At 63.0% G+C, this 24,988-nt stretch carries 21 protein-coding genes and 1 pseudogene; 7 read left to right on the forward strand and 15 right to left on the reverse strand.

The annotated features are described in order from the left end of the window. Positions 1-41: 41 nt before the first annotated feature. Positions 42-1,352: pseudogene (locus tag WS69_RS19595) on the reverse strand (IS4 family transposase). 260 nt (positions 1,353-1,612) lie between these two features. After that, the gene (locus WS69_RS19600) at positions 1,613-2,227 is read right to left on the reverse strand and encodes a TetR/AcrR family transcriptional regulator (protein ID WP_059472350.1); all 615 of its coding nucleotides are present in this window, start codon (positions 2,225-2,227) and stop codon (positions 1,613-1,615) included. Between the two features lie 116 nt (positions 2,228-2,343). Between WS69_RS19600 and WS69_RS19605 the strand changes: the two genes are divergently transcribed. Both WS69_RS19605 and WS69_RS19610 read left to right on the forward strand, forming a co-directional pair. Continuing rightward, positions 2,344-2,781 carry a hotdog fold domain-containing protein gene (locus WS69_RS19605; RefSeq protein WP_059472351.1) on the forward strand — a complete coding sequence of 146 codons (438 nt, stop codon included), beginning with the start codon at positions 2,344-2,346 and terminating at the stop codon, positions 2,779-2,781. A 145-nt stretch (positions 2,782-2,926) separates the two neighbouring features. Next, a complete protein-coding gene (locus WS69_RS19610) occupies positions 2,927-4,063 on the forward strand; it encodes a branched-chain amino acid ABC transporter substrate-binding protein (protein ID WP_418230168.1) in 1,137 nt (378 codons plus the stop codon). 323 nt (positions 4,064-4,386) lie between these two features. Here the strand turns inward: WS69_RS19610 and WS69_RS33565 are convergent, their stop codons facing one another. Both WS69_RS33565 and WS69_RS19615 read right to left on the reverse strand, forming a co-directional pair. After that, on the reverse strand, positions 4,387-4,620 hold the full coding sequence (locus WS69_RS33565) for a hypothetical protein (RefSeq protein ID WP_156438259.1): 234 nt from the start codon (positions 4,618-4,620) through the stop codon (positions 4,387-4,389). Between the two features lie 110 nt (positions 4,621-4,730). Further along, on the reverse strand, positions 4,731-5,561 hold the full coding sequence (locus WS69_RS19615; RefSeq protein WP_059472353.1) for a lectin OAA family protein: 831 nt from the start codon (positions 5,559-5,561) through the stop codon (positions 4,731-4,733). A 754-nt stretch (positions 5,562-6,315) separates the two neighbouring features. Between WS69_RS19615 and WS69_RS19620 the strand changes: the two genes are divergently transcribed. Both WS69_RS19620 and WS69_RS19625 read left to right on the forward strand, forming a co-directional pair. Further along, positions 6,316-7,788: a hypothetical protein gene (locus tag WS69_RS19620; protein WP_226382947.1), complete on the forward strand. Its 1,473-nt coding sequence runs from the start codon at positions 6,316-6,318 to the stop codon at positions 7,786-7,788. Positions 7,789-7,800: 12 nt separating this feature from the next. Further along, positions 7,801-9,264 (forward strand): radical SAM protein, encoded by a 1,464-nt coding sequence (locus WS69_RS19625; protein WP_226382948.1) that lies wholly within the window; start codon positions 7,801-7,803, stop codon positions 9,262-9,264. An 89-nt stretch (positions 9,265-9,353) separates the two neighbouring features. On the opposite strand, the gene WS69_RS19630 is transcribed toward WS69_RS19625, so the two are convergent. From WS69_RS19630 to WS69_RS19655, 5 genes are all read right to left on the reverse strand, one after another. Next, complete coding sequence (locus WS69_RS19630) at positions 9,354-10,781, reverse strand: hypothetical protein (protein WP_231747171.1); 1,428 nt, start codon at positions 10,779-10,781, stop codon at positions 9,354-9,356. Between the two features lie 5 nt (positions 10,782-10,786). Beyond that, on the reverse strand, positions 10,787-12,004 hold the full coding sequence (locus WS69_RS19635; RefSeq protein WP_059472436.1) for an NAD(P)/FAD-dependent oxidoreductase: 1,218 nt from the start codon (positions 12,002-12,004) through the stop codon (positions 10,787-10,789). Next, complete coding sequence (locus tag WS69_RS19640) at positions 12,001-13,284, reverse strand: flavin-containing monooxygenase (RefSeq protein ID WP_059472435.1); 1,284 nt, start codon at positions 13,282-13,284, stop codon at positions 12,001-12,003. Before WS69_RS19640 ends, WS69_RS19635 begins: the two co-directional genes overlap by 4 nt. A gap of 25 nt (positions 13,285-13,309) precedes the next feature. After that, a complete protein-coding gene (locus WS69_RS19645) occupies positions 13,310-14,374 on the reverse strand; it encodes an S-adenosylmethionine:tRNA ribosyltransferase-isomerase (protein WP_059472356.1) in 1,065 nt (354 codons plus the stop codon). A gap of 1,011 nt (positions 14,375-15,385) precedes the next feature. Beyond that, positions 15,386-15,853: an Lrp/AsnC family transcriptional regulator gene (locus WS69_RS19655; protein WP_059472358.1), complete on the reverse strand. Its 468-nt coding sequence runs from the start codon at positions 15,851-15,853 to the stop codon at positions 15,386-15,388. 327 nt (positions 15,854-16,180) lie between these two features. Between WS69_RS19655 and WS69_RS19660 the strand changes: the two genes are divergently transcribed. From WS69_RS19660 to WS69_RS19670, 3 genes are all read left to right on the forward strand, one after another. Continuing rightward, positions 16,181-17,566, forward strand: coding sequence for an amino acid permease (locus WS69_RS19660; RefSeq protein WP_059472359.1), 1,386 nt, complete (start codon positions 16,181-16,183; stop codon positions 17,564-17,566). A gap of 32 nt (positions 17,567-17,598) precedes the next feature. Continuing rightward, positions 17,599-18,801 (forward strand): amino acid aminotransferase, encoded by a 1,203-nt coding sequence (locus WS69_RS19665; RefSeq protein WP_059472360.1) that lies wholly within the window; start codon positions 17,599-17,601, stop codon positions 18,799-18,801. A gap of 318 nt (positions 18,802-19,119) precedes the next feature. Then, on the forward strand, positions 19,120-19,509 hold the full coding sequence (locus WS69_RS19670; RefSeq protein ID WP_059472361.1) for a DUF488 domain-containing protein: 390 nt from the start codon (positions 19,120-19,122) through the stop codon (positions 19,507-19,509). A gap of 36 nt (positions 19,510-19,545) precedes the next feature. Here the strand turns inward: WS69_RS19670 and WS69_RS19675 are convergent, their stop codons facing one another. The 6 genes from WS69_RS19675 to WS69_RS33570 all read right to left on the reverse strand — a co-directional run bounded on the left by WS69_RS19675 (position 19,546) and on the right by WS69_RS33570 (position 23,765). Further along, entirely contained in the window at positions 19,546-19,770 is a 225-nt protein-coding gene (locus WS69_RS19675; protein ID WP_059472362.1) for a hypothetical protein, read from the reverse strand. A 26-nt stretch (positions 19,771-19,796) separates the two neighbouring features. After that, positions 19,797-19,997 carry a hypothetical protein gene (locus tag WS69_RS19680; RefSeq protein ID WP_059472363.1) on the reverse strand — a complete coding sequence of 67 codons (201 nt, stop codon included), beginning with the start codon at positions 19,995-19,997 and terminating at the stop codon, positions 19,797-19,799. After that, positions 19,994-21,259, reverse strand: coding sequence for an SCO family protein (locus tag WS69_RS19685; RefSeq protein WP_059472364.1), 1,266 nt, complete (start codon positions 21,257-21,259; stop codon positions 19,994-19,996). Before WS69_RS19685 ends, WS69_RS19680 begins: the two co-directional genes overlap by 4 nt. Positions 21,260-21,272: 13 nt before the next feature. Then, positions 21,273-22,052, reverse strand: coding sequence for a HEAT repeat domain-containing protein (locus tag WS69_RS19690; protein WP_226382950.1), 780 nt, complete (start codon positions 22,050-22,052; stop codon positions 21,273-21,275). 11 nt (positions 22,053-22,063) lie between these two features. Further along, entirely contained in the window at positions 22,064-23,344 is a 1,281-nt protein-coding gene (locus WS69_RS19695; RefSeq protein ID WP_231747172.1) for a tyrosinase family protein, read from the reverse strand. A gap of 217 nt (positions 23,345-23,561) precedes the next feature. After that, positions 23,562-23,765: a hypothetical protein gene (locus tag WS69_RS33570; protein WP_156438261.1), complete on the reverse strand. Its 204-nt coding sequence runs from the start codon at positions 23,763-23,765 to the stop codon at positions 23,562-23,564. Positions 23,766-24,988 lie beyond the last annotated feature (1,223 nt).

The raw sequence follows: 24,988 nt of genomic DNA on the forward strand, positions 1-24,988 counted from the left end.
TTGCTCAGCTTCCGAGCCGCTGCGCCGTCGGCGGCGTAGCTTCATCTGCGCGACAAAACGAATTGTTCAGGGCCGACTAGCCAGATGGTTTTGACGCCAGGCTCGCCGTCGCCTTTGCGGGCGAGGAAGCCGCCGAGCCTGGCGACGAGCCGTACCACTTCGTTTAGCCGCGGCGGTTTGTCAGGTGGGGCCTTCTTGTTGAGGATGAAGGCAGCCATCCATTCATCGGGCTCGAATAGCAGTCCGGCATCGAGGTCAGGGCAAGTTCGACCTAACCGCATGAGACGAGCAATGCGCCACGCCACCACCATGAACACCGCCAGCGCCCGCTCGATGCGCTCGATCGTGCTCAGTTGTAGCGCCTCGACTCGGCAACCGTTCTTCAGCACATGAAAGAAGGTTTCCACCTCCCAGCGGGCGCGGTACCAATCGATCAGCCGCGCGGCCTCGGTCATATCCGGCACGTCGCGATTGGTCAGCAAGCGCCATTCGATCGGCGTCGCCCCGGCGGGCGCGTCAATCTCGCGCGCAACAAGGCAATTGATCGACACAACACCATCCTGGCCATCGGGCACGTCGATCCGACGACTCCAGATTTGCTGCTGAACCTCCCGCGCCTTCTGTCGCTGGCGACCCGGCAACGTGAAGCGGATTTCACCAAGCGGCTCGCCTTGCGTGGCGTGATCCCAAAGTCTTTGACCCTCGGGCAACACGCGATTGTGCTGGGCGCGAATCAACCAGTCGGCCGGGTAACCCAAATCGCGCGCTTTGGCCATCAGCTCGACAATGTCCGACTCACGGTCTGCGACATACACCAACCGTGTGCCGGGCAGATCCACCGCCTGCTCCGCCACCCGTTCGTATCCCTCGATCCAGCGCGTGCTTTCCTTGATACCGCCACGCTTGCCTCGGGCATCCTTGCGCTCACGCGACCACATCCAGGCATTGAGCACGCCCTACGGTTCACGCTGTGGCGTCACCGCGTAGGTCGCGTGAACGTACATGCCGCGCTGGGCTTCATACGACAACGGCCCCAGTCCAGCGATCTCCTGCCCGTTAAAGTTCAGCTCGGTCGTGTCATCCAGGCACAGCACCACCTCGCATGCCCGCATCCGCTCGGTCGAGCTCTGCCAGTGCGGCTCCATGACGTCGGTCCATTCCAGCTTGTCCTGCGCGAAGAACCGATAAGCCGCCGTCGTCTCAGCCCAGCCGCCGCACGCCAGCGGAATGCTCGCCGTCGGATTGCCCGACAGTTGCTCGGCCAGCAGGATCGCCCGCCGGTTCAGGCGCTTGTCGCCCAGATCGATGCCCTTGAATTCCATTGCCGCCCAGCTCTCCGTTGCCCCTGCCATCCGCGTGCCGCGCAAAAAGCAAGAGTAAACGGCAAACCGCGACAGTTTACAAGCCGCTCACGCCGACTTGTGTGTAATGGAATGGGCCCGGACGGCGGCCAACGAATTGACGGCCGGTACGTCGAGTGCCGCGCCGTCGCTTCGGTTCGCTCCGCCGGCGCGCGCCTGGAGGGGCGAGTCCGACGCTGCCTCGCGCCGAGCGGCCGGGCGATCCGGTGCTCGGTGCGTTTCCGGGCGACTGCCCGCCCGCGGCCGGTCCCTCACTTCGAAACCGATCGCCACGCCGCGATCGCGAGCGCTTCCCGATATTTGGCGGGCGGCGACTTGACCCGGCCGTTTAGCCACGCGCGACAGTAGTTTTCCGATTGGCCGACGATGAGCGACGGCAGCAGTTCCGTCGGCCATTGCGCCATCTCGTCGCGCCCTTGCGCGTGCGCGAACCAGCCGATGACGCGGCGATTGCGCGCACGGTTCTTTTCCGCCAGCTCGTCGGCGCGCGGCCCCGAGGCGACGGCCGTGCGCGCCATGAACTGGAAGCGTGCGAATTCGGGCTGAGCGCTGACCCAGTCGACATAGCTGTGGACGAGCGCGGCGACGCCCTCCCGCGCGGTCGTCGCGCGCCCGATGTAGTCGGCGAGCAATTGCGCCTGGTCTTCGATCGCACACAGGAAGAGCGCGGCGATCAGGCCGTCCTTGTTGCCGAAGTGGTGATAGATGTTGCCGACGCTGGTGTCGCAGCGCTCGCGGATCATCTCGATCGTCGTGGGCTCGAGCCCGTGATCGTTGAAGCAGGCGAGCGCGGTCGCGAGGATCGTGCGCTTCAGGTGCGCGCGGCGGCCGGGAAACTGCCGCGTCAGGATGTCGAAGGTAGGCAAGCGGGATCGCGAACGAAAAACTGGAGTCACGCAATAGTACCTTGACGCTTGCCAATCAAACAGAATAATCTTCTGTTGCAGAACATTGTTCTGTTTTCATCGAAACGGGAGACAACATGAGTCAGGTTCTCGAGATGTTCAAGGCGGCTGGGGCCGCGCAATTCAGCAAGATGGTCTGTCAGATGGCGCCGTTCTTCGGCACGATCGAGCCGCAGGTCGTCGAGCTGCAGCCCGGTCGAGCGGAGGCGAAAGTCGGCTTCCGGCGTGAAATCACCAATCATCTCGGCACGGTCCACGCGATCGCGCTGTGCAACGCGGCCGAGCTGGTCGCGGGGCTGATGACCCAGGTGTCGATTCCGGACGGCCTGCGCTGGATTCCGAAAGGCATGACCGTCGAATACCTCGCGAAGGCGAAGACGGACGTGACGGCGGTCGCCGACGGCTCGGCCGTCGACTGGCAAAGCGAAGGCGACAAGATCGTGCCGGTCGAAGTGACCGACGCCGAAGGCAAGACGGTGTTCACCGCGCGGATCACGATGAACATCAAGGCTTGAGGCCGCCGCGCAGTCGCCGCCGGGGAAGGCGGCACCTGCGCCGGCGACGCGAAGGCGCGCATGCGCGTCTCGCTGCAGCGAATTTTGACCGGCTATGATCTGATCATATGATCAACGTCCGTCCAACAAGGAGACTGCAGTGAAAATGAAAATCCGCAAACTGTTGCCGATCAGCGCGGCTGCGATGCTTGCGGCGGCGGCCGCGACGCATGCGGCGGCCGACCAGGTCGTCAAGATCGGCAGCGCCGAGCCACTGACGGGCGGCATCGCCCACCTCGGCAAGGACAACGAGAACGGCGCGCGTCTCGCGGTCGAGGAGATCAATGCGAAGGGCCTCACGATCGGCGGCCAGAAGATCACGCTGCAGCTCGACGCGCAAGACGACGCAGCCGATCCGCGCACCGCGACGCAGGTCGCGCAGAAGCTCGTCGACGGCAAGGTCGTCGCGGTCATCGGCCACCTGAATTCGGGCACGTCGATCCCCGCGTCGAAGATCTACAGCGACGCCGGCATCCTGCAGATCTCGCCGTCGGCGACGAACCCGGCTTATACGCAGCAAGGTTTCAAGACGACCTACCGGGTCGTCGCGACCGACGCGCAGCAAGGCCCGGCGCTCGCCGATTACGCGAAGCAGAAGGGAATCAAGACGGTCGCAGTCGTCGACGATTCGACCGCGTACGGCCAGGGCCTCGCGAACGAATTCGAGAAGAAGGCGAAGGCGCTCGGCCTGAAGGTGCTGTCGCACGACGCGACGAACGACAAGGCGGTCGACTTCCGCGCGATCCTGACGAAGATCAAGGGCACGAATCCGGACGCGATCATGTACGGCGGCATGGACGCGACGGGCGGCCCGTTCGCGAAGCAGGCGAAGCAGCTCGGCCTGCGCGCGAAGATCTTCTCGGGCGACGGCGTGTGCACCGAGCAGTTGCCTGCGCTCGCGGGCGCGGCGGCCGACAACGTCGTGTGCTCGCAGGCGGGCGCGGCGCTCGAGAAGATGCCGGGCGGCGCGGCGTTCCAGGCGAAGTACGAGAAGCGCTTCAACCAGCCGATCCGCTTCGACGCGCCGTTCACGTACGACGCGGTGTACATCGTCGTCGACGCGATGAAGCGCGCGAACTCGACCGATCCGGCGAAGATCCTCGCGGCGATGCCGAAGACGAACTACACGGGCGTGATCGGTACGACGATCTTCGATTCGAAGGGCGACCTGAAGCACGGCGTGATTTCCCTGTACGACTTCAAGGGCGGCAAGAAGACCTTCCTCGATCAGGTCACGATGTAAGCGGCGCGGCGGAGCTTGCCGCCGGATGTGCCGATTGAAAAGACGGGCGGGCGCCGGATGCGGCGTCCGCCCGTCTCGTTTTTCGTCCGGCGGGAGGAAGGATATCGCGTTGTCGAGACGCCACCATTCCGACCGAGGCCGTCGCCGAGAAGCGCGCGCATTCGCTCGACGCCGTGCGGCTGTCTGCCTTGCAGGCGTCGCGCGCATCGCGACTGCGAAATTCGGGGTAGTCTCGCCGTTCATGAACTTGCCGGCTGCCGCCGGGCGGCGAATTGCCTGCGGCAGTGGCGTGCCGATCGGCAATTTTCCTCTTCCGGCGACTTTCAGGCGTTTGGAGACGTATTTGAAAACCCGGAATGTGTATTGTCGAAAGCGCAATCACCCCGATGCTCCGGCGCGATGTGCTTTGGCCGATCAATTGTAGCGGCGTAGTGGCGAGGGTAATAACCGTAGTAAATGTCGACGGTGCCGTCATTGGCGGCGAATCGCGCGACATAGGCTTCGATGCCGGGTTCCGACGGAGGCTGCGAAACGTATTGATCGCTGTCCGCGTCCATGAAGCCCTGTCATCTGCGCGGCGGCATGGCGCGCCGCCGCATCCGCGAATTGCAACGCGCATGCGGCGACCGGGACGATTGGCGTGGCGTTTTCTCGAGCCTAGCCGACGTTATTGCGGCAATGCCGTCGCGCGGAAGCCGATCGGGCCTTCGCCGCTGTAGGTCATGCTGCCATGGAACGTGTTGCCGTTGTCGCCAGAGGTGATGTAGAGCTCCACGACGTTTTGGCCTGAGCGGCAGCCGAGCAGCCAGGTGCCGCCCGGATGCCACGGAGCAGACGTTCCACCCCACTGATTTTCGACCGCGTAGTTGTTGCCCGCGACCGAATTCCCCTTGAAGCCGATCGGCCCCTCGCCGGCATAGGTCATGTTCCCGTTCAGCGTCTTGCCGCTGTCCGTGGAGCCGATGCTCACCGAGACAACGGCCTGATCGCGCGCGCCGATCACCCACACGCCGCCGTTGTGCCAGGGGGCCGACGAACCGCCCCATTGATTCTCGACCGCGTAGACGCCACCGTCGGCCTGCTGGCTCTTGAAACCGATCGGGCCTTCGCCCGCGTACGTCATCGTTCCCGCGAGCGTGGCGCCCTGGTCGCCGGATTCGATGTCGAGCGCCACCACGTTCTGATTGACGCGGCAGCCGATGATCCACGTGCCGCCCGGATGCCAGGGGGCTGAGCTTCCGCCCCATTGATTTTCGACCGCGTATGTGTTGCTTTGCGTGAGCGTCGCCCTGAAGCCGATCGGACCTTCTCCGACGTAGGTCATCGTGCCGGTCAGGGTCCTCCCACCGTCTCCGGACTTGATGCTGAGCGCCACGACGTTCTGACCGGAACGGCATCCGAGCACCCACATGCCGCCTTCATGCCACGGTGCCGACGAGCCACCCCATTGATTCTGCACGTGCTGCAGATTGTTGAAGCCCTTGCTGGTCTTTGCCATTTTTATCTCCGGTGATGGTACGGGTAGCGTGGGAGTTCAACCCACGTACGGAGAACGGCCTTGCACTTTGATTTTCATTGCCGCGCCCGTCATCCTGTTCCAGAAAGCGAATGCCTAAGCAGCATGATCGAATTTGGACAAGGCAAAGACGTGTTTTGCGATTGCATGGCCGATCAAACGAGTGACCACGATTGCCTGCATAACGAGCCGATTTGTTTCTCGCAGGCGATCGACGCTGCGACTCATTCTCAAAAAAAATAGTTCAGATCCGAATCCATCACAACTACCAGAACCCGTAGGTAAGCCGCTGATTTTGCGATGGCGCGGCGACTCGGGAACGGGCGCTGTGCTGTTGCCGTACCGAACGCGGGGCAGGTCATCGTCCGCGCAGACACCTACCAATACTGTCAGGCTCCCGCTCTTGAGCGATCGCCTAGACTTCAATCATTTCACCGGGGTCCGCGCGTGATCTTTCGGGGCGGTATCGGTGCTTCTCAGATCGGCGCGCTGCACGACACAGCATGACCGAGGCCCCGTGAATCGGCGGGACTCGCCGCGCGAAATCGGGCAGGGCGCAGACATTTGGGGTGGTGGAGTCTCGACGTCACGGGATTCAACGCCTGAGCCGGGCGTGTTCGTAGCGGCGCATCAATCTCGGCACCGAACTTTTTCTGGTATGTGCGTGCGGCCGGCAATCTGCATCATCCGCTGGAGCGACTTTCGCATACTTCAAAAACGATAGGTGGGATACCAAATGAATTCAGCCAGCGCCGTTCAAGATGATCCACAAGTCGCTCATCGAAAGAACGTTCTGTTTGGGATTTCAATGGACGGGGTGCTTGCTTCCGGCATCACGGAGGAGTTTCTAAAAGTTGCGTCGATTTTCAACGGGCATGGCTATCGAATATATCTCGATCTCGGCTATGACATCAGGAGCGATAAAGGCGATTTCTTTCGACCTTACGTGAACGAAGCCGATGCGTTGCCCGACTGGTTGACGTTGGTGCGCATTCAGGGTCTCGCCGCTGTCAGGGGATACACGCAGCGTTTGGTCACGGAAATGCTGGAGCAACTCCGGGAGCGTGACGGCGAGCGAATACGCAGATGCCTCGACGGCAGCATCGTTCCCCGGATTGCCGCGTCGATTGTGGACACCTGGCGACGTCTGGACGTTTCGGTCGTCGTCGTGGAGAACGGGTCCCTGCCGGAGAATCTGCTGTTTTCCGAGGCTTTGCGTGTCGCAATCGAGCAGTACGGACGTGAAAGGCGCAAGGGTCCGTTCGTGCTCTGGCGGGACCACGACCTGATGTGGTTCAGCGAAAGCGCCAAATACGGAGGGCCTCCGTTCGAAGGCATTCCGAAGCCGTCTGTCTCGAAGTACATCCGATACGTGACCCTCACGAACACCGCGAGAAAGCAGCTCAACCAGTGGGCGCCGCACGTGGATGCGACCGTACTGCCAAACTGCTTTCGGTTCGCGGAAGTCGCAATCGACGACGGCAATCGACATTTTCGCTCTCGCTACGGCATTCCCGCCGATGCGCTGCTGATCGCTCGGTGTACCCGGGTCATTCCGCAAAAAAGGCTCGATAGAGACGTCTTTCTTTTGCATGCGCTGCAGAAATCGATGCGTTCGTCAGGCGGTCAGCGGCCTGTCTATCTCTTCGTGACCGGGCCTACCGACGAACACGAGGAAGAGCGTCGCCGGCTGTCCCGCATGGCGATCGAACTGGGAGTCGACGATCACGTTATCTATGGAAACGGGCTGCTGCCGTGCTCCGCGCTATGCCGCCCCTCGAATCGTGCATCGCGGGAGACCCGGTATTCCGTCGGCGACCTCCTCGCGCACGCCGATTTGAGTTCGTTTCTGACCTCGTACGATTACGAAGGCTTTGGCAATCCTCCCGCCGAGGCGAGTGCTCAAAAACGCCCATTCATTAGCAGCACCTACGAAATGTACGAAGAGGTATACGGGGAGAAGGGTTTCAAGAGTCTTCTTTTGCGCACGCGAAAGGATTGGGACGAAATGCCCGATCACGCCTACGTGCAAGCGGTGCTCGAACTCCTTCTCGATGAACGACGGCGGGAACGATGGGCACGTTTCAACTTCGAGCTCGGGAGAAAACACTTTTCCCTGGAGTTCTTGCAGCGCCGGCTTCGCGCATGCCTGCCCGGCGCACTCGAGACGGCGCCATCCGAGGCGATGCACGGTGCAGTCAGTGTCTAGGAGGTGCCCTCAATGTCCAGCTCGCCTATTCGGATGCTAGAGCGCGTGAGCGCTCGCGAGAGCCTGTTGCTCGTCGACGAGGATTATCCTCGGCCGCGGGCAGCGGACGTGTTGTGCAGGCCCGAGAACGATCATCTTCTTCGATACGTCGTGCGCGACCCGTTTGGCTCGCACGTATTTCCGGGCACAAGGGAGTGTTCCCGGGAACGGTTTCTTCAGAGTCTTCAGGCTGAACTGGAAGGGCAAAATCCTTATTTTTTATGGGCGACGATTCCACTCTGCAAATACCATTGCTACTTCTGTCAATTTCCCATCGTCATGCGCAAGCACGATGAGGCGGCGTTTCGCGAGCAGGCTCGAAACTGGGTCGATCTGAACATTGCCGAGGCCAGGTTGTGGTTGGCGCTCGTGCCGGCGTTGCGGGACGCGCCGGTCGGAGAGTTTTGCCTGTTCGGCGGAACGCCCACGCTTTTGCCCGACGAATTGCTGGCCGAGCTCCTGGATTTCTACCGGTCGAATTTCGGGTTCAACGCCGACACCACCATTCGCATCGAAGGCAGTCCCGACAGTCTCTCGAGCGACAAGCTCGCGCTTCTCCATAAAAAAGGATGCCGAAAGATCACTTATGGCATTCAGTCTTTCGACGATCGTCTGGTTGCGCTCGCCGGGCGGGAGCACACGTCCGACGAAGCCCGGACGGTGGTTCGCCGCGCCTTCCTGTCGGGCTTCGAGCGGGTGGATGGCGATCTGATCTATGGATTGCTGGATCAGCGTGTCGAGGGATTTTGTCGCGACGTTCGGCAGATGCTGGAGCTGGGTTACAGCACGGTCGTGATGACGAAGCTGCACCTGCGTCCGTTCGGCGAAACCGGGACCGCCATCGCAGGTGTTTCCGCCAGGTGGCAGAGTCCGGCGAGCAGGGCGCGCGCGTCACGAGAGGGCCATCGCTGGCCGAGCCTGGGAGAGCAGTATCAAATGCGCGAAGCGGCAGTCGCGTTGCTGGAGGACGCCGGACGCTTCGAGTATCCGACGATGTACTTCCAGAAGCCGGAAACCGGATGCGGACGGTGGAAGTCGCTCGTCCTCGACCAGGACAAGCAGTTCGTCGAAGTCGGAATCGGGTTGGGAGCCAGTTCCGCGACTCGGCGTTGCTCCGCCAATGTCGCGACGCGGCCGGGAGAGTATCTCGATGCGATTGCCAGCGGGGAATTGCCGCTCGAACTGCTGGAAATGAGCCCGGACGAGGAGATCGCGAGCTCGATGCGCCGCGCGCTCACTACGTGTCAGCCGCTTCGAGACGATTTGCATCGGGCCAGGTTCGCCGGCGGCTCTCTCTTCGATCAGCGATGGAAGCCGGTGTTTCAAAGCCTGGAGCGGCGCGGGCTCGCGGCGATGCGACCCGACGAAGAGACGGTCGAGCTCACCAGCGTCGGCAAGACGCTGGTCGAGGCCATCGTCAACACGGAAATACGCTGAGCGGTTTGCCCGGCGGCCCCGGAGGCGGCTCGGGGAGCGCAACGGCTCGACCCGACCCGATGCTCCGGCCGTCGGACGGCATTGCGGGATCATCGGGCCTGGAGCCATTGCCGGCGGCCTTGTTCGTAGCGCGGTCGATAGACTTCGGCGAGGAACGCGAGCGAGCCGGGAATGCTCGAATGCCGAGGCGGAGGGTGAAAGATGAATTCACCTTCGCGCGTGAAGTACTCGGGGATCGGCATCGTCGAGTCGTCGACTCCAGCTTCCTTGAACGCCATTTTGAGCCGAGTGTTGTAGGTCGATGTCTTGTCACAGATGAACTCCGGCCACCGCCGCCAGAGGGGGATCTCGGACCAAAGAGGGGCCAGGCGGCTCGACAGGCGAAAGAGATGCTCCGCGTGCGGGTAATACGCTTCGAGCTTTCGGTAGCCTTCTTCCTTGGTCGTTGCGGCTTCGACGACGCCCTGGAGCAGAGTGCGATAGTAGCCGAATATCTCTTCGAAGCCGTCTGCATCCTTGACGATGAGTGGATCCGCACATTCGCCCTTGACCAGCGTATCCACGCCGAAGAAAACCGACGCGAAGGCGCTTGCGTGCGTCTGCGAGATGCCGTCGCCGGGCCGGAGCGAATACTGTTTGCGCTTGATGCCGTAATGGATCGCACGCAGCACCGAGCCGGCCTTGCGGCTCAGCAGGCCGCGCCACGATGTCTTCAGGAAAATGCCGAGGAGTTCTGCCTCCGGCCGGCCGCGGATACGGTCCAGGTTCGCCAGTCCGTCCCGTCCTCGCTGCGTGAACACGAGCATGTCGGGCTGTCTGACTTCGCGGCTGCGAGTCTGCCCCACGGGCAACAGGCTGTCGAAGTATTCCAGCCGCAGGAACTCGTTGGTCCCGGGCGGGAAGATCAACTCGCGAGCGATCATGTTGACGACGATGTCATGGTCGTGGATATCGCGCTCGAGCAGCCAGGGCCAGACGTCGTACGCGAGGACGAGATCGGCCGCTGTCCAGACGATCGCATCGTCCGCGTCGGCGGCGATAAGCGGGGCCGTGCTGCGCTTGAACGAATCGAAGAAAGAGATGCGGCTCTTGTCCTCTTGCACTGTGATCAGATCGCATGTATCGCGGATCCAGCCTATCTGAGCAACGTAATCGCGCACGACTTCCGCCACACGGCAGACCTCGGGCGGCGCATAGAGGCAGATGCGGATTCCGGCGCGCGCGAAATTGAGCAGCGGCAGGACCACGACCGGAATGTTGTCGAGCACCGGGTAAAGGAACTTGACGTCGTCGACGCCGCTTTCGATCGATCTGTTCAAGCGCGTACTCTCGATCGCGTACGGACACCATTTGCGGCCAAGGCGGTGTTGAGTGAGGATTTCGATGCGGCGTTGAAGGCGATCCCGGATCGTCTCGCGAAGGGCCTCCTCGGGCGAAGAGAACAGTTCGTGGCTTGCTGCAATCGCCACGTTTCGGGCCGGCCAGCGCCTTTTCTTGCTGATCGTCGAGTCGCTCATCGGGTCTATCCTCGATTTTTTGCGGTCTGGCTCGCGCGCGAATCCGCAAACCGCCGCTGAAAGTCGCGACGCTCGAATCCGGCGGGCCAAGGGCGGCCTGTCATGAGATCCGCGGCCAGGCGTCCGAGCGTGTCCGAACACGCGGCAGCCGCACCGTTGCCTGCCGTCGCGACGAACAACCCGTCGTCCAACTCGTCGATATAGGGCTTGCCGTGCGCGCTGTAGGTGACGAGGCAGCGCTTTGCGCGAGCCGAAAGCAAGTCGAGATCGGGCAGCAGATGAAACATGGCCTCGCGTATGTCCGATCGCGGCTCGTCGGAGCCGGAGATCATCCATTGCTGAATCGCATCGAAGCTCGGCAGGATCATGTCCGCGTCCGTGTTGGCGCCGAGCTTGAGGTAATGATTGCCGTCCGGATAAAGCATCGGCGGGACGACATAGACGTCGGAAATCGAACGCGAATCGATCCGGTAGCTAATCGGCGGCAGTGCTCGAAGTCGCTCCGATTCGGCTCCGGAAACCTGAAGGAGGACTGTGTGCTCCGACTTGACGCGCAAATCGAGCTTGCGAGGCAGGAGATCGAAGCAGTTGGAGTACGCGCCGGCGCTGACCAGCACCTTGTTCGCGGTGTAGCGTCGGCCGCAGGCCGTGTTCAACTCCCAGTGTGCGGCGCGCCTGCGGATTGCCGTGACGATGGCGCAAATGACGCTCGCGCCGTTGGCTTTGGCTATCGTCAAGTGGTTGTGCCGCAACGCGAGCGGACCGAAGATTCCGGCCGGCGCGTGCTCGAGCAGGCCGTGAAAGCCAGCGGGAAAGCGGAGCGGCGATAGTCGCCCGGCGCACGCCGCGCTTGCGAGTTCGACGTGGTCCACCTTCAGGCTGCGCGCGAGCCGGACTCGCTCTTGCATGATCGGGTCATCCAGCGGCGCCACATAGAGCATGCCGAGCGGCCGGTAGGACCGCGCTCCGCCAACCTGTTCCAGACGGGCGTACTCGTCCATCGATCGATGGACGAGTCTTGCCCAGACGTGATCGCGAGAAAGCCGCGTCGCAATCCGCCCCGCGTCGTGATGGCTGGAGAAGATGCCTCGATGTGTGCGCCCATCCCGGGGCTCGTCGGGGCCGATGGCCGCGACGCTTTCGGACGCGACGCTGAGGTAGCGCAGCGTCGCGGCTCCGATGAGCCCCTTGCCGACGACTGCGTGCTCGTAGTGGCGCATCATGATCGCGTTTCGGCGCGGCATCGCAGCCGGGCGGCAATATAGGGCGCGTCGAGGTGGAATCCGGCCACCGTTCCCGAGGACTGCGTCCGAAGGCCGTGGAAGCCCAGCCAATAGAAACCGTCGACGGGGGTTTCGCAGGAAGCCGGAAGTCCGCGAGAATCCAGCGCCCGGCGAACTTCGTCGATCCGCAGCCAGCTCAAGTCGGCGCGCCAGCCCGTGGCCCACACGACGGCACGGATGCCATGCTCGCGCAGCGTCACGCTCGTGGGTGGGGTAGACGCGAGAAGCGGGGGATACGGTTGCCACGCCGGCTCGACTGTCGGCGGCGGATACCGCGTGTGCGCGTTTGCGTCCCGGTTTGCGATCCAGTTCTCGATGCGATCGATCAGCGCCTGGTAGCCTTGCGATGCAAATGCAATGTTGGCGTGGAGATCCTCGTCGAACGTCGCAACCGCGCCGTCTGGCGAGATGCCGCTCAGGCGCCCCAGCAGTTGAACGCCGAGCCGAGCCAATGAATGGTGAGAAATCGGATGATCGTGGCCGACGATGGGCATTTGATCGGGTTGTTCGGCAGGATGCGCGAACGCGCTCTTCGGGGCGCTCAGGAACCCGATTCGGTCCAGCCAGAACATGATGTCCTCGCCGCGGTAGCTGCGCGGGGTTCCCTTGACTCTCGACGTTGCCAAGTACACGCTGCGGCCGGCCGTCGCCAATTCTTCGCTGAGCTGCACGCCCGTTTGACCGCCGCCGACCACCAGCACGGGGCCGTCCTGCACGGCCGACGGGTTCGTATATGTCCCGACGTGGAGTTGCTGCACTTCGGTGCGCAGATGCCGTGCGAAGTCGGGAATTCTCACGAGCTGGTAATTGCCCGGCGCGGCGACGACGTTCAGCGCGTCGTAACGTCGCGGGCCATCGTCGCCTTCGACGTGGACCCGGAAGCGTCCGCCTTCGATCCGCTCGACCGAGCCGACCCGGCAGCGCTCACGGATGGGAAAGCGCCTCTGCGCGATGCATGCGTCCCACATCCGTACCATCTCTTCGAGCGGGATGCTTCGCCGGATGCCGGGAAGTCCATCGATCTGTCCCATCAACCTCGAATAGGCGAGCGGAGAATTGATTCTGAACGAATCCCATCGCGCCGATCGCCATTGTTCGAGCGCGCGCGCTTTCTCCAGCACCACGTGCTCACGCCCCTCGCGCTGCAGGACGTAGCTCATGCAAAGCCCCGCATGACCGGCGCCGATCACGACGGTGTCGATGCGTTTGTCTCGTTCCATGGCACTCGTCGACGGCGCCATGCCGTTACAGGATCAGCATGCTGTCGCCGAACATGTCGAATTCGTATCCCCCCATCTCGAGAATCTCCGCGTAGCCGCGCATGAGGAGAGCCTTGCCCGCGAAGGCCGCGGTCAGGACGATGTGGCTGGATCGCGGCCGATGGAGGTTCGTGAGCAGCCCGTTCGCGATCTTGAACTCGAATCCGGGATAGATATAGAGTTCGGTCCATCCCGCCTGGGCCCGGAAGGCGGCGCCCGGCTCGCCATGAGCCGCAAGCGACTCCAGCGTTCGCATGGCTGTGGTGCCGATCGCGATGATGCGGCGCTTCTCCGCTCGCGCCCGGTTGATTTGCTCGGCGGCCTCGGCTCCGACTTCGAAGTACTCCGGCCTGACCTTGTGCTGCTCGATCTCGTCCTCGTCGATATGGCGAACCGCGAGGATCTCCGTTGCTCCGACATGCAGCGTGACGTAAGCGAATTCGACGCCCTTGTCGGCGAGCCGCCTTAACACGTCGGTGGAAAAGTGCAGGCCTGCGGACGGAATTTCCAACGAGCCGGGTTTCCTGGCGTACACGGCGCGGTATGCATCGGGCCGCGTGCGCCAGTAAACGGGGTTGAGAGGAATCGTTTCGTCCGAGCGCCATCCGCGGCGATCGAGGACGCCGACGAGTTTCCCCGCAGGTTCGAATCGCGCGCTCCAGAGTTGATTCGGCTCCGGAGAGAGCAAGGTGCAGCTGAGCTGGCTGTCGTCCGTGGCGGTCAACGTGAGGCCGGGCCGCGGCGATTGGGAAGATCTGAGTTCGACGATGCTCGTTCCGTCGGGCTCCTGACCGTACACGATCACGTGCGCGGACTCGTTGCCATGCCGGAACGACAACGTGTTCGACAGCATGTAGCTGTCGTTGAAGACCAGAAGATCGCCCGGCCGAAGATGGTCGGAAATGGTGGGGAAAATCGTATGCTCGATCGTGGTCGCGGCGCGATCGAGCACGATCATTTTGCCGCTGTCGCGACGCTTGCCGCGCAATTCGGCGGGATCGGTCGGCATGGCTTTCCAATCGAGGCCGAAATCGAAATCGTCGGTTTTCATCGTTTATTGTCCTTGGCAGTCCATTTTTCAGGACTGGATCCGATGACTCAGTATTCGGTAAGCCACGCGCACGACCGGCAATTAATCCGGCTCGTTGTGCCGCCTTCGGCACCATTTGGCGAATCAACGGCAAAGGTCTATCCGAAGAAAGGCGCTGAAGCTGGCCAGATGCCCCAGTGTCGAGGGCATTTACAGCCTAGGACATGCGATATCCGTTTTCAAATCGATAAAGAAATCGATGCGCGGCGGCATTGGAGTTTTCTTACGCATCCGATGATGTCGCCGTCATTCGGTTCGCTTCCGGCACGCAGAGGCGCTCGATGCGGGCTTCCAATCGCCCGCCGATCCGGACCGACAGGTGCGCTGCGGCGAACCGGGAGCGTGAGGCCGGTCAGAAGCTCGGATTCATGCTTGACGAAACCGAGTTCGAGCGGCCGCGAAGCATGCGCCCGGAAACGCTATTGTTTTCGACGCGGCATCCTTCTTTTATAGTCGTCGATATCCGTCTGGTGCGTTCGATTCGATGCGCGTATGTGAAATTAAGCGCGTTGCCACTTCACAAATAACATTGCCGACGTGCGGAAACATCCATGAAATACGGAATCACGATGCGAGTTGATGGATCGATTCGGCTTGAGCGCTACACGCTTGTCCGCGGATTTTTCTTCCATGTGAATGGGAAGCGGACATAGGCGCGTATTCGCCGTGGCCAGCGGATTGCGCATCAGGTTGGTCGATGCGTCGGCCCTTCGGCATCGGAAACTGAGTGCGAGAAGCAGTCCGCCGGTACCGGTGCTCGTGCCGAGCAGCGCCCATCACGACCCGATGCGGGACATGGGCCGACCGTTCGGCGCTGACTCGGGCGGCATGTGCGCAGGGATCATTTCCCGCAGTGGGTGGCGGCCGCAGCCCTATCGGCCGCACCGGAGTGTTTCGTCGGCTGAACCACGTCCGTTCCCGGCTCGTCGCACGTCGCGAGCGCGGCGCGTGTTCTTGCTCCCTGCCGCACAGCTACAGCGGCATCGCACTCGTGCACTTGATCTCGTCGAGGCACACGCTCGAATGCACGCCGCTCACGCCGGGGATGCGCATCAGCGTGTCGAGCAGGAACGTCGACAAGCCCTTCAGGTCCGCGGCGACGACTTTCAGCACGTAGTCGATGTCGCCCGTGACGGAAAAACACTCCTGAATCTGCGCGAGCTCGGAGACGAGCTTCTGGAACGTCGACAAGTCGCGGATGTGGCCGCGCTCCATCGTCACCTGGACGAACGCGGTGACGCCGAAGCCGAGCGTGCCGGCGTCGAGCCGGGTCTCGTAGCGCTTGATCGCGCCGATCTCCTCGAGCCGGCGATGCCGCCGCAGCGTCTGCGCGGGCGACAACCCAACTTCCTTGGCCAGCTCCAGGTTGGAGATGCGGCCGTTTTCCTGCAGGATGTCGAGCAGATGGCGATCGATGCGGTCGAGAAGCGCTTCTTGCATTTTTGTTTCCTTATTTGTCTCCTGGATGCAATCTTATCTCATAATGTAGGGTTTGCATGAAGGGCTTACGAAACCCCATTTCATCCCGCCAGCGATAAACTGAGCGCCGATTTTTGCGCGAGATCAAAGAAAATCGGTGCGCGCGGGCAGGAGCGGGGCGGCGGCTTTCCCGCTCGATGCAAGGCGACGCACGCTGCGCAAGAATTCGGCATCCCCAGCCCGGCCGGCCGCCGTGACGAACCACGACGGCGGCCGGAACAGTACACAGCGCCCGGGCCGGCCCGAAGGCGCGCCGCCTCCAAGAAAGGCGGATGAGACGGAGAAGACATGGTTTCGGATCAGGACAACGACGGACTCAAGCGGGGGCTGAAGAACCGCCACATCCAGCTGATTGCGCTAGGCGGCGCGATCGGCACGGGGCTCTTCCTCGGCATTGCTCAGACGATTCGGATGGCGGGGCCGTCGGTGCTGCTCGGCTACGCGCTCGCCGGCGTCGTCGCGTTCTTCATCATGCGGCAACTGGGCGAGATGGTCGTCGACGAGCCCGTCGCCGGCTCGTTCAGCTATTTCGCGAACAAATATTGCGGGCACTTCACGGGCTTCCTGTCCGGCTGGAACTACTGGGTGCTGTACGTGCTCGTCAGCATGGCCGAGCTGTCCGCGGTCGGCATCTACGTTCAATACTGGTGGCCGGGCGTGCCGACCTGGATCTCTGCACTCGTGTTTTTCGTCGCGATCAACGCGATCAACCTCGCGAGCGTCAAGTCGTATGGCGAAACCGAATTCTGGTTCTCGATCATCAAGGTCGCCGCGATCATCGGGATGATCGGCTTCGGCGGCTATCTGCTGCTGTCGGGCCACGCGGGTCCGGACGCCGGCGTCGCGAACCTGTGGCGGCACGGCGGTTTCTTCCCGAACGGCATCGGCGGTCTTGCGATGGCGATGGCGGTCATCATGTTCTCGTTCGGCGGGCTCGAGCTCGTCGGCATCACGGCCGCCGAGGCCGACGATCCGTCGCACAGCATCCCGCGCGCGACGAACCAGGTGATCTACCGCATCCTGATCTTCTACATCGGCGCGCTCGGCGTGCTGCTGTCGCTTTATCCGTGGCAGAAGGTCGTGACGGGCGGCAGCCCGTTCGTGCTGATCTTCCACGCGCTGTCGAGCGACATCGCCGCGAACGTGCTGAACGTCGTCGTGCTGACGGCCGCGCTGTCGGTCTACAACAGCTGCGTCTACTGCAACAGCCGGATGCTGTACGGCCTCGCGCGGCAGGGCAACGCGCCGCGGGCGCTCGCGCGCGTGAACGGGCGCGGCATTCCGATCGCGGCGCTCGGCGCGTCCGCGTTCGCGACCGCGCTGTGTGTGGTGATCAACTATTTCATGCCGGGCAAGGCATTCGAACTGTTGATGGGACTCGTCGTATCGGCGATCATCATCAACTGGGCGATGATCAGCGTGATCCACCTGCGGTTCCGCCAGGCAAAACGCGCGGCGGGCGAGGAGACGCGCTTCAAGAGTCTCGGCTACCCGCTGACGAACTATCTCTGTCTCGCATTCATGGCGGCCATCCTCGTCGTCATGTTCCGGACGCCGGATCTGCGCCTGTCGGTCTACCTGATCCCCGTGTGGCTCGCGGTGCTCGCGATCGGCTACCGGTTCCGCCAGCGCGGCGCCGGCTATGCGCTCGGCGGCGGCGTCTCGGCCCGTTGACCCCGATTTTTCCTCATCAGTCAGAAACCGCCATGTTTGAACATATCGATGCATACCCCGGCGATCCGATTCTCACGCTGAACGAGAATTTTCAGAAAGACCCGCGCACGCGCAAGGTCAACCTGAGCATCGGCATCTATTTCGACGACGACGGCCGGATTCCCGTGATGGGCGCCGTGCGCGAGGCCGAGGCCGTCGTGCAGCGCGAGTCCGGTCCGAAGCCGTATCTGCCGATGACGGGGCTCGCGTCGTATCGCGATGCGGTGCAGGCGATCGTGTTCGGCGAGGACAGCGACGCGCGCGCGCACGGGCGCATCGCGACGGTGCAGACGCTCGGCGGGTCGGGCGCGCTCAGGATCGGCGCGGACTTCATCAAGCGCTACTTCCCGGGCTCGCAGGTGTGGCTCAGCGATCCGAGCTGGGAGAACCATCGGTTCATCTTCGAGCGCGCGGGCTTCACGGTCAACACGTATCCGTACTATGACGAGGCGACGGGCGGCCTGAAGTTCGACGCGATGCAGGCCGCGATCGACGCGCTGCCGAAGAAGAGCATCGTGCTGCTGCACGCGTGCTGCCACAACCCGACGGGCGTCGACCTCGACGACGCGCAATGGCTGAAGCTGATCGACGTATTGCAGGCGCGCGAGCTGCTGCCGTTCGTCGACATGGCGTACCAGGGCTTCGGCGCGGGCCTCGCAGCCGACGCGTTCGCGATCCGCGAGCTCGCGCGCCGCGGCGTGCCGGCGTTCGTCGCGAACTCGTTCTCGAAGAACTTCTCGCTGTATGGCGAGCGCGTCGGCGGGCTGTCGGTGATCTGCGACGATGCGGCGGCGGCGGAGCGCGTGCTCGGCCAACTGGCAGGCGCGGTGCGCTCGAACTACAGCAATCCGCCGACCTACGGCGCGAAGATCGTCGCGCAGGTGCTGACGACGCCCGCGCTGCGCGCGCAATGGGAAGAAGAGCTCGCGACGATGTGCCGGCGCATCGCGAAGATGCGCAGCGCGATCCACGACGGCCTGCGCGCGCACGTGCAGGGCGAGGCGCTGTCGCGCTACGTGAAGCAGCGCGGGATGTTCACGTACACGGGCCTGACCGAAGCGCAGGTCGAGTGCCTGCGCGAGCAGCACGGCGTGTACGTGTTGCGCTCGGGCCGGATGTGCGTCGCCGGGTTGAACGAGGCGAACGTCGGGATCGTCGCGGATGCGTTCGGCGCGGTGATCGCGAGCGGCGTCTGACGTTTGCCGGCGCGTCGGCGCTCGGCCGGGAGGCTTGGCGTCGGTGCGTTCGGTATGTCCGGTATGTTCCGGGCGATGCGAAGTCGCGCGCCGGCGGCCGCATGCCCGGCGCGTCGAATGAAATGGGAGCGGCGGCGCAATGCGGTTGCCGCGCGGTCGTTCGCATGAGGGGATGCGTCGCGCGTCGTCGGTTGTGCGTCATCTGCCGCGCGGCCGTGCGTCGTGCCGCATCGTCCGGCACTGCGATGCCGCGATGCGTCGCGCGCAAGTCGGCGGTTCGACGCACTTCGCGCCGATCACTCTGAACGGGAGCCCAGCATGAGCATCAGCATTGTCCAACTCGGAACGCGGCGCGCCGACGACGAGGGCGTGCGGATTGGCACCGTGCGCCGTCCGCCGCGCGGCGTGCCGAAGGAAGAATTCGCGGCGCGCGACTTCTACGATGTCTGGCTGCCGACGTTGTCGCCGAGTCCGGAGCTCGTCGCCGAAGCGCAGGCGGCGAAAACCGACGCCGACTGGAAGGCATTCGCGCGGAAGTTCCGCGGCGAGATGAAGCACGGCGACGCGAGCAAGGTGCTCGACGTGCTTGCCGCGCTGTCGGCGACGTCGAACTTCGCGATCGGTTGCTACTGCGAAAACGAGGCGCGCTGCCATCGCAGCATCCTGCGCGAGCTGCTCGCGGAGCGGGGGGCGTCGATTCGGTCGTGATCGACGGCGATTTCGGCGGGCGCGGCGAACCGTGCTTCAAAGAGCCTTGACCGGATATTTGCGTCGCCATCGCAGCCGCAGCGCGTCGAATGCACGGATCCCGACCAGCCGCAGTGCGGCGATCAAGAAAATGCCGAGTAGCGACGCGATGTTTCCGACCTGCGTGATATGGAACGGAGTCGTGAACACGCCGGTGAAGAACATCTTGATCGCTCCCCGCGGCGCGCTCGCCGTGACACGGTTCTTTTCGACTTCTCCCATGCTCACGACGAACGCGCGCGACTCGGCTACGCCGAATCGAAGCCGATCAGGAACGAGAAAGCGGCGATGCGCCAGCCGCGATGATCGACGTCGAGCCGGGGGAACAGGACGCAGACCAGTAGCAGTAGACGGTCGCGGCGATATGCGATCGCGCCGACGGAATATTGATCAATACGTCGCCCATCACCGATGAGCCTGTTATTGAACCTGTCTCTCGGAAAAGTCACGTCGCCGCGATGGCATTCACTGCCCTGACGATGTCTCCTTCATCCCAAAGGCGCCGCAACCGCAGATCTTTGATGGCGCCGGCGGCATCGATCAGCATTAGCTCGATTCGATGCCGGTTGACAGTCGTGGGCCCATAGCCCACACCCAGATGTAGCGCTTCAATGACCGCCGCGAATGATTCCGTTGTGCGAAGCAGTTGGCAACGGTCCCCGAACGGCCAGTTTCGGTCTTCGCCATAGCGACGCAATCGATCAGGAACGTCATAGTCCGGGTCATAGCTGATTGCGGCAACTGTCGTGCCGCGGTTCGCCGGAGAGTCCTCCAGGAGCCGAGACAGACGCGCCAGGTTGCTGATCGTGCGCGAGCACTTGTTGGGGTTCATGCATCGCGTATAAAAGAACCCGACGACGGCCGGACGCCCCTCGAATATCTGACCGAACGTGGCTCGCATTCCGTCCTGGTTCTCAAGCTCAACGTTGTGCAGCATCGCGATCGAGTCGGGTTGAACATGCGAATCGGTCGACCGGCTGTCTGTCTGCGCACAGTCCCGTGATTTCCGCTTGATCGCTTTCGAGGGCTCGGCTTGCGACGTGCCTCCACAACACTTCGATTCGGTGCCGGTTGGGTTTGCATCTTCACCGGCCGCGGCGAGCGTTTCCTGGAGCAGCGCTCTGGTACGCGGGGTTGCGTGTCCATCGTTCTCGATATCGTTCAAGAGTGCGATTCGTTCCGTTCGGCTGCCGATGCACGTCATGGCCAGCGTTTCGATCAGTTCGTCGATCGCGGTCGTGCAGCCGCCGGTCGGTGGCGATGGATAGATATCAAATTGCACGAACTGGTCGACGTGCCGAATGCGGTCGATTGCATCCACGAGCAGCTTGGGCATCTCCGGAGGCAGAGGACGGATACCGCGGGCGACACGAGCGGCCGCGGCCAGGGCATGCGGGTTCAAGCCCGTTTCGAGTTCCTCGAGGACGTAGGGCAACAACACGTCGGCCATGCCTGCCGCCCCGATGTGCGCCATCACATGTGCGCGGAGCAATTCGACTTCGGTCGCGCCTCTGCCGCGGTAGATGGCTGCATCCTCTCGCATCAACGAGAGCAGGTCATCGCGGCCTCCGCAGCACGCCGCGCGTGAGCCGATCCCGCGCAGGACAACTGCGACCTCGCCCTCCGACAGGGCCGGCATGTTGTTCATCGGCACCTCGCCCGGTTGGTGCGCGCGCGTCGGTTCGTTCTCGAAACGTTGCGAGCGGCGCATGGCTGAACGACCGCTATCGACGCCGACGGCTCGCGCCCTTCTTGGCCGGACGTTTCGTCGGTGCGGAGGGCGGCGTAGCAGGCGTGACGTTGGCGCGCTGAAGCGCGCCGGCCACGGTCGCCTTGATGTCCTCGAAGTCGGATTCGTCTTCGAGGATGTCCTGTGCGCATTTCGCGAACATCTGCGGGTCGAGTGCGCGCAAGGCGACCGCGCTTGCGCGCCGAACTTGCCGAAACTCCGTCTTGTCCTTCATCACGGCGTCGAGCAGCGACTTCGCGGCGGGGGCCGCACCGAGTACGCGCACGGCCTGCTCACGAACATGCTGATCGGTGCTTTGCTTCAGCAAATCGCGCGCGATGTCGTGAGCAGAGCCATGGTCGTCGCGCGCGAGAAAACCGAGCGCGACGGCCGGGGCCACGAGTGCGTCTTCCGGGCTGCTCAAGCCCTCCGTCAATTTTTGGCGCGCGAAGTCGTCCTTCTGGTTGCTCAACACATCCAGCGCCATGCGGCGCAACTCGCTATCTGCATCGGTCGCCAAGCGCCGCAGCGTATCCAGGTACTCCGCGTGTAGCGATGCAAACTGCGGAGCAAGGAAGGAGGCCGCCTGCAGAATCTGGAGTGCGCCTCTTCGGCCCGCAGGGTCGAGGGTCGAGTCGACAACGTGCTCGAGCGCTTGATTCCAGATTGCTATGGGATCGCTGTCGACGGGCGCGGCAGTCGCTTCAGCCGCCGCGGACACGCGGCGCGTCTGTAGTTGTGCTTCAATCTGCTGCCGGTATTCTTTGACGCTCACGGTGCCGCTCCTCAAGGATTAAGTTCGAACGGGACATCGTCGTAGTCGAAACCGAGCGGCTCGGTTCCGTGAACCCCCTGATAGTCGATCATATCCTTCACGGTCGGCTGCCCTCCCGGACGGGACGTGATCGGTGACGGCGGGAAGGGACCGCGCGGCGGCGCATACGTGGGTCTCGGCGGCTTTGTTGACCCGTTCCAGGGCCACATCGTGTCGTTCAGCCTGTGGCCGATGTTATTCGGCTTTCGCACCGGCCCGGTCAACGCGTAGGTGGCCGGGTCGCTGGGATCGGTGCGTCGGTTGAGCCACTGCCAGAACGCCCACAGGCGGTCGACGTTGGCATGAAGCAAGAAGAACAACGGATCTTTTGCCGCGGTCGGTACGCTGCTGATCGGCCCGTCAAAACTGGTATGCGCGCTGCCGTGCGGAGCGCGTTCCAATCGGCGGAAATTTGGATAGAGGCCGCCGAGCGCCAGCGTTGCCGCCTGGTCGATCACGGAAGGCTGTCCATTTATCGTTTGCGGCGGAGCGACCGCGATGTCATAGCGTGGGCGCCGCTCGATCGGGTCGTGAGTCGGGTCCGTCTTCCAGAATTCGAGCGGATGCCCATGAGGGAACTGAATGATGTCGCCCTGCGCCGGGTTCGCCGACGGCATGCCCAGGAACTCGGGAGCGAAAAGGCCGGGGGCAGGCTCATCGAACCGCCAGTACGGCAGGGCGACGGCGGGATCGATAGCCTGTAGCGATCGCTCGAGATCAAGCAGGTAGGCGCGGTGCCAGGGGGGGAAGCCCGGGTAGCCGTGCGCTTCATCTTGGGACGGACGAACGTGCGTGTCACGAAAGCTCTGGAACGGACCCGCCCCGGCATCGTTGAGTTTGCCGAGCGCCACCAGAAACCGATCGCGTTCGGCGGGTGCCAGTTTCACCGCGTTCTTGCGGATGCGAACCATCAGATCGCGTTGCCCGACCACCAGGCCTGCCGGCGAGACAGCTTCGATCGCGGCGTCGTCGAGGTCAGTGCTCGGGTGTTGGAATTCGCCGGCGACCCAAAATTCTACTTCGCTGCCATCGGCTGGCAAGCTCAGGTGAAGTTCGTCGGCGCCTGCATCGCTGCGCTTCGTATCGAATACCACGCGACCGCCATTCACTTTACCGCCGTTGCGCAGCGTGATGTCGATAGGCGCGGGCGGAGCGCCGTCACTGCTCAACCGCGCGGTCGACTTGACGGGAGCCCAGCCGATGAACGAACGCCCTTGTGGGTCCGTGGCCTCCAGGTTGATCTCGACCTTCATGCCCCCTCCCTGTGTGCTCGCAGTGGCATTCATGCGCAACGGACATGCAATCTACACGGCCCAGTGTGACGAATACATGCTAGTAACTGCGTTGCCAAGTGGCAAGCTCGGGTAATGGCGGATGATGCATTCCGAAAAAATCAAACTCACTCTTTCTTTTTTGGGGTCATCAAAGCGATATTCGTCGTGCCGCTCGGGACTTCGGCAACGGCCGCGCTCACGCGTATTTTGGCGACTTCATCGATGCATCGATCCTCGAGATGCGATAGGCGATGAAGTAACGCGAGGAATCGATCGGCGGCTTCGACGCGGCGACGCCGATTGACATATTTATCTTTTGAGCATGGAAATAAATGCGCCAACTCAATCCGAGAAAATCCGTTCCGCCGCGGCCCACGGTGACATATTTAATGCGGTTCACGCGTACGGACCAGACTTGCGCTTGTAGAGCATGGGCGAGGATTTCGAGGTCGAACCCGGTTGCCTTCGCGTCACGCCCGATATCGTTCAGGGACGGTTCGCCGGGGTCGTTGCGCCGGACAGCGGCCGTCGCGGTGTATCGGCAATGTGCGGAAGCGCGCCAGGCCTTCGGCGATGGCCGCGCGGAGCGTGTGGAAGGTTGGGCTGGTCGCGAGCATGGCCTGACAGTTGACGGAATCGCTCCACGTGCGCATGAAACATGTGCGCTTCTCATTTTTTGCTCACTTGCAAATGCCGATGCGAAGGTAGCGTAGTCGGATCGCGGTTGGATTCCCAAGTATTCAAGCCGGTATGACGAAAGCGAGCGCGATGCAACGAATTCGAGTCGATGCGGCTACGGCGGCAAGGTCGTAGATAGCGGGCACCGGCTATCTGCCTACGTCGGCTGGCTCGATTCATCTGGCGGCGGACCATCGACTGCCGCTCACGTCAGGTCGTGGGTGGGCGGATGAAAACAAAGCCGGCGCGTGAGTTCATGCTGACGTGCTGCACATTGCCGGGGCGTGCCGCAAGCGGTCGCGAACCATGCTCGCGCCAAGTGTGAGCGAGCCGTGCCGCGACATGCGTCATCGGCTCATTGGCGCGGGGGCCTTTGCGGTTGTCGCTGCGGCGGCAACGGCCAGTTGTCGCTACGGCTTCCGCCCGTCGGCGAATTTCACGTGCTCATCGCGCATGAGCATCATCACGAAATCGGCAACGCTGTTTCCGTCCGGGATGCGCCGCGCGCCGTCGGCTGCGCGCGTACGGATGGAGCGCAGCGTGGTCTGACTGCAGCGCAGCGTGTAAATCGAACATCTCGAGCCGACGGTCGCAGCCGCTTACCGCGTAGTCGTGACCTTCGCTTCGCGCGGTCTTCGGTGCGTCGATGAATTCGCGGTGCCGCGCCCACGGCAACTCGTTCGCGGCGAAGCGCAGCGCGGTGCGCTGTCCGGACTTGCGCGTCGCGTTCGGATCCCCGCATGTCACGAACCACCAATAGGCGCTGCTAGAAGTACGTTCAGCACGACAATCCCCACGAACGCGAGCTTCCAGAATGCCGATCCAATCACGGCCCGGCCGACGCCCGATTGGATGAAGCCCGTCGTCGGATGGATCGCGTCGTGCCGTGGCAGGCTTCCTTGCAGTCCTTCGACAATCGGTTCACCAATGTCTCATCGGCTCGGC

Source organism: Burkholderia sp. BDU5 (assembly GCF_001522845.1).
GTDB lineage: Bacteria > Pseudomonadota > Gammaproteobacteria > Burkholderiales > Burkholderiaceae > Burkholderia > Burkholderia mayonis.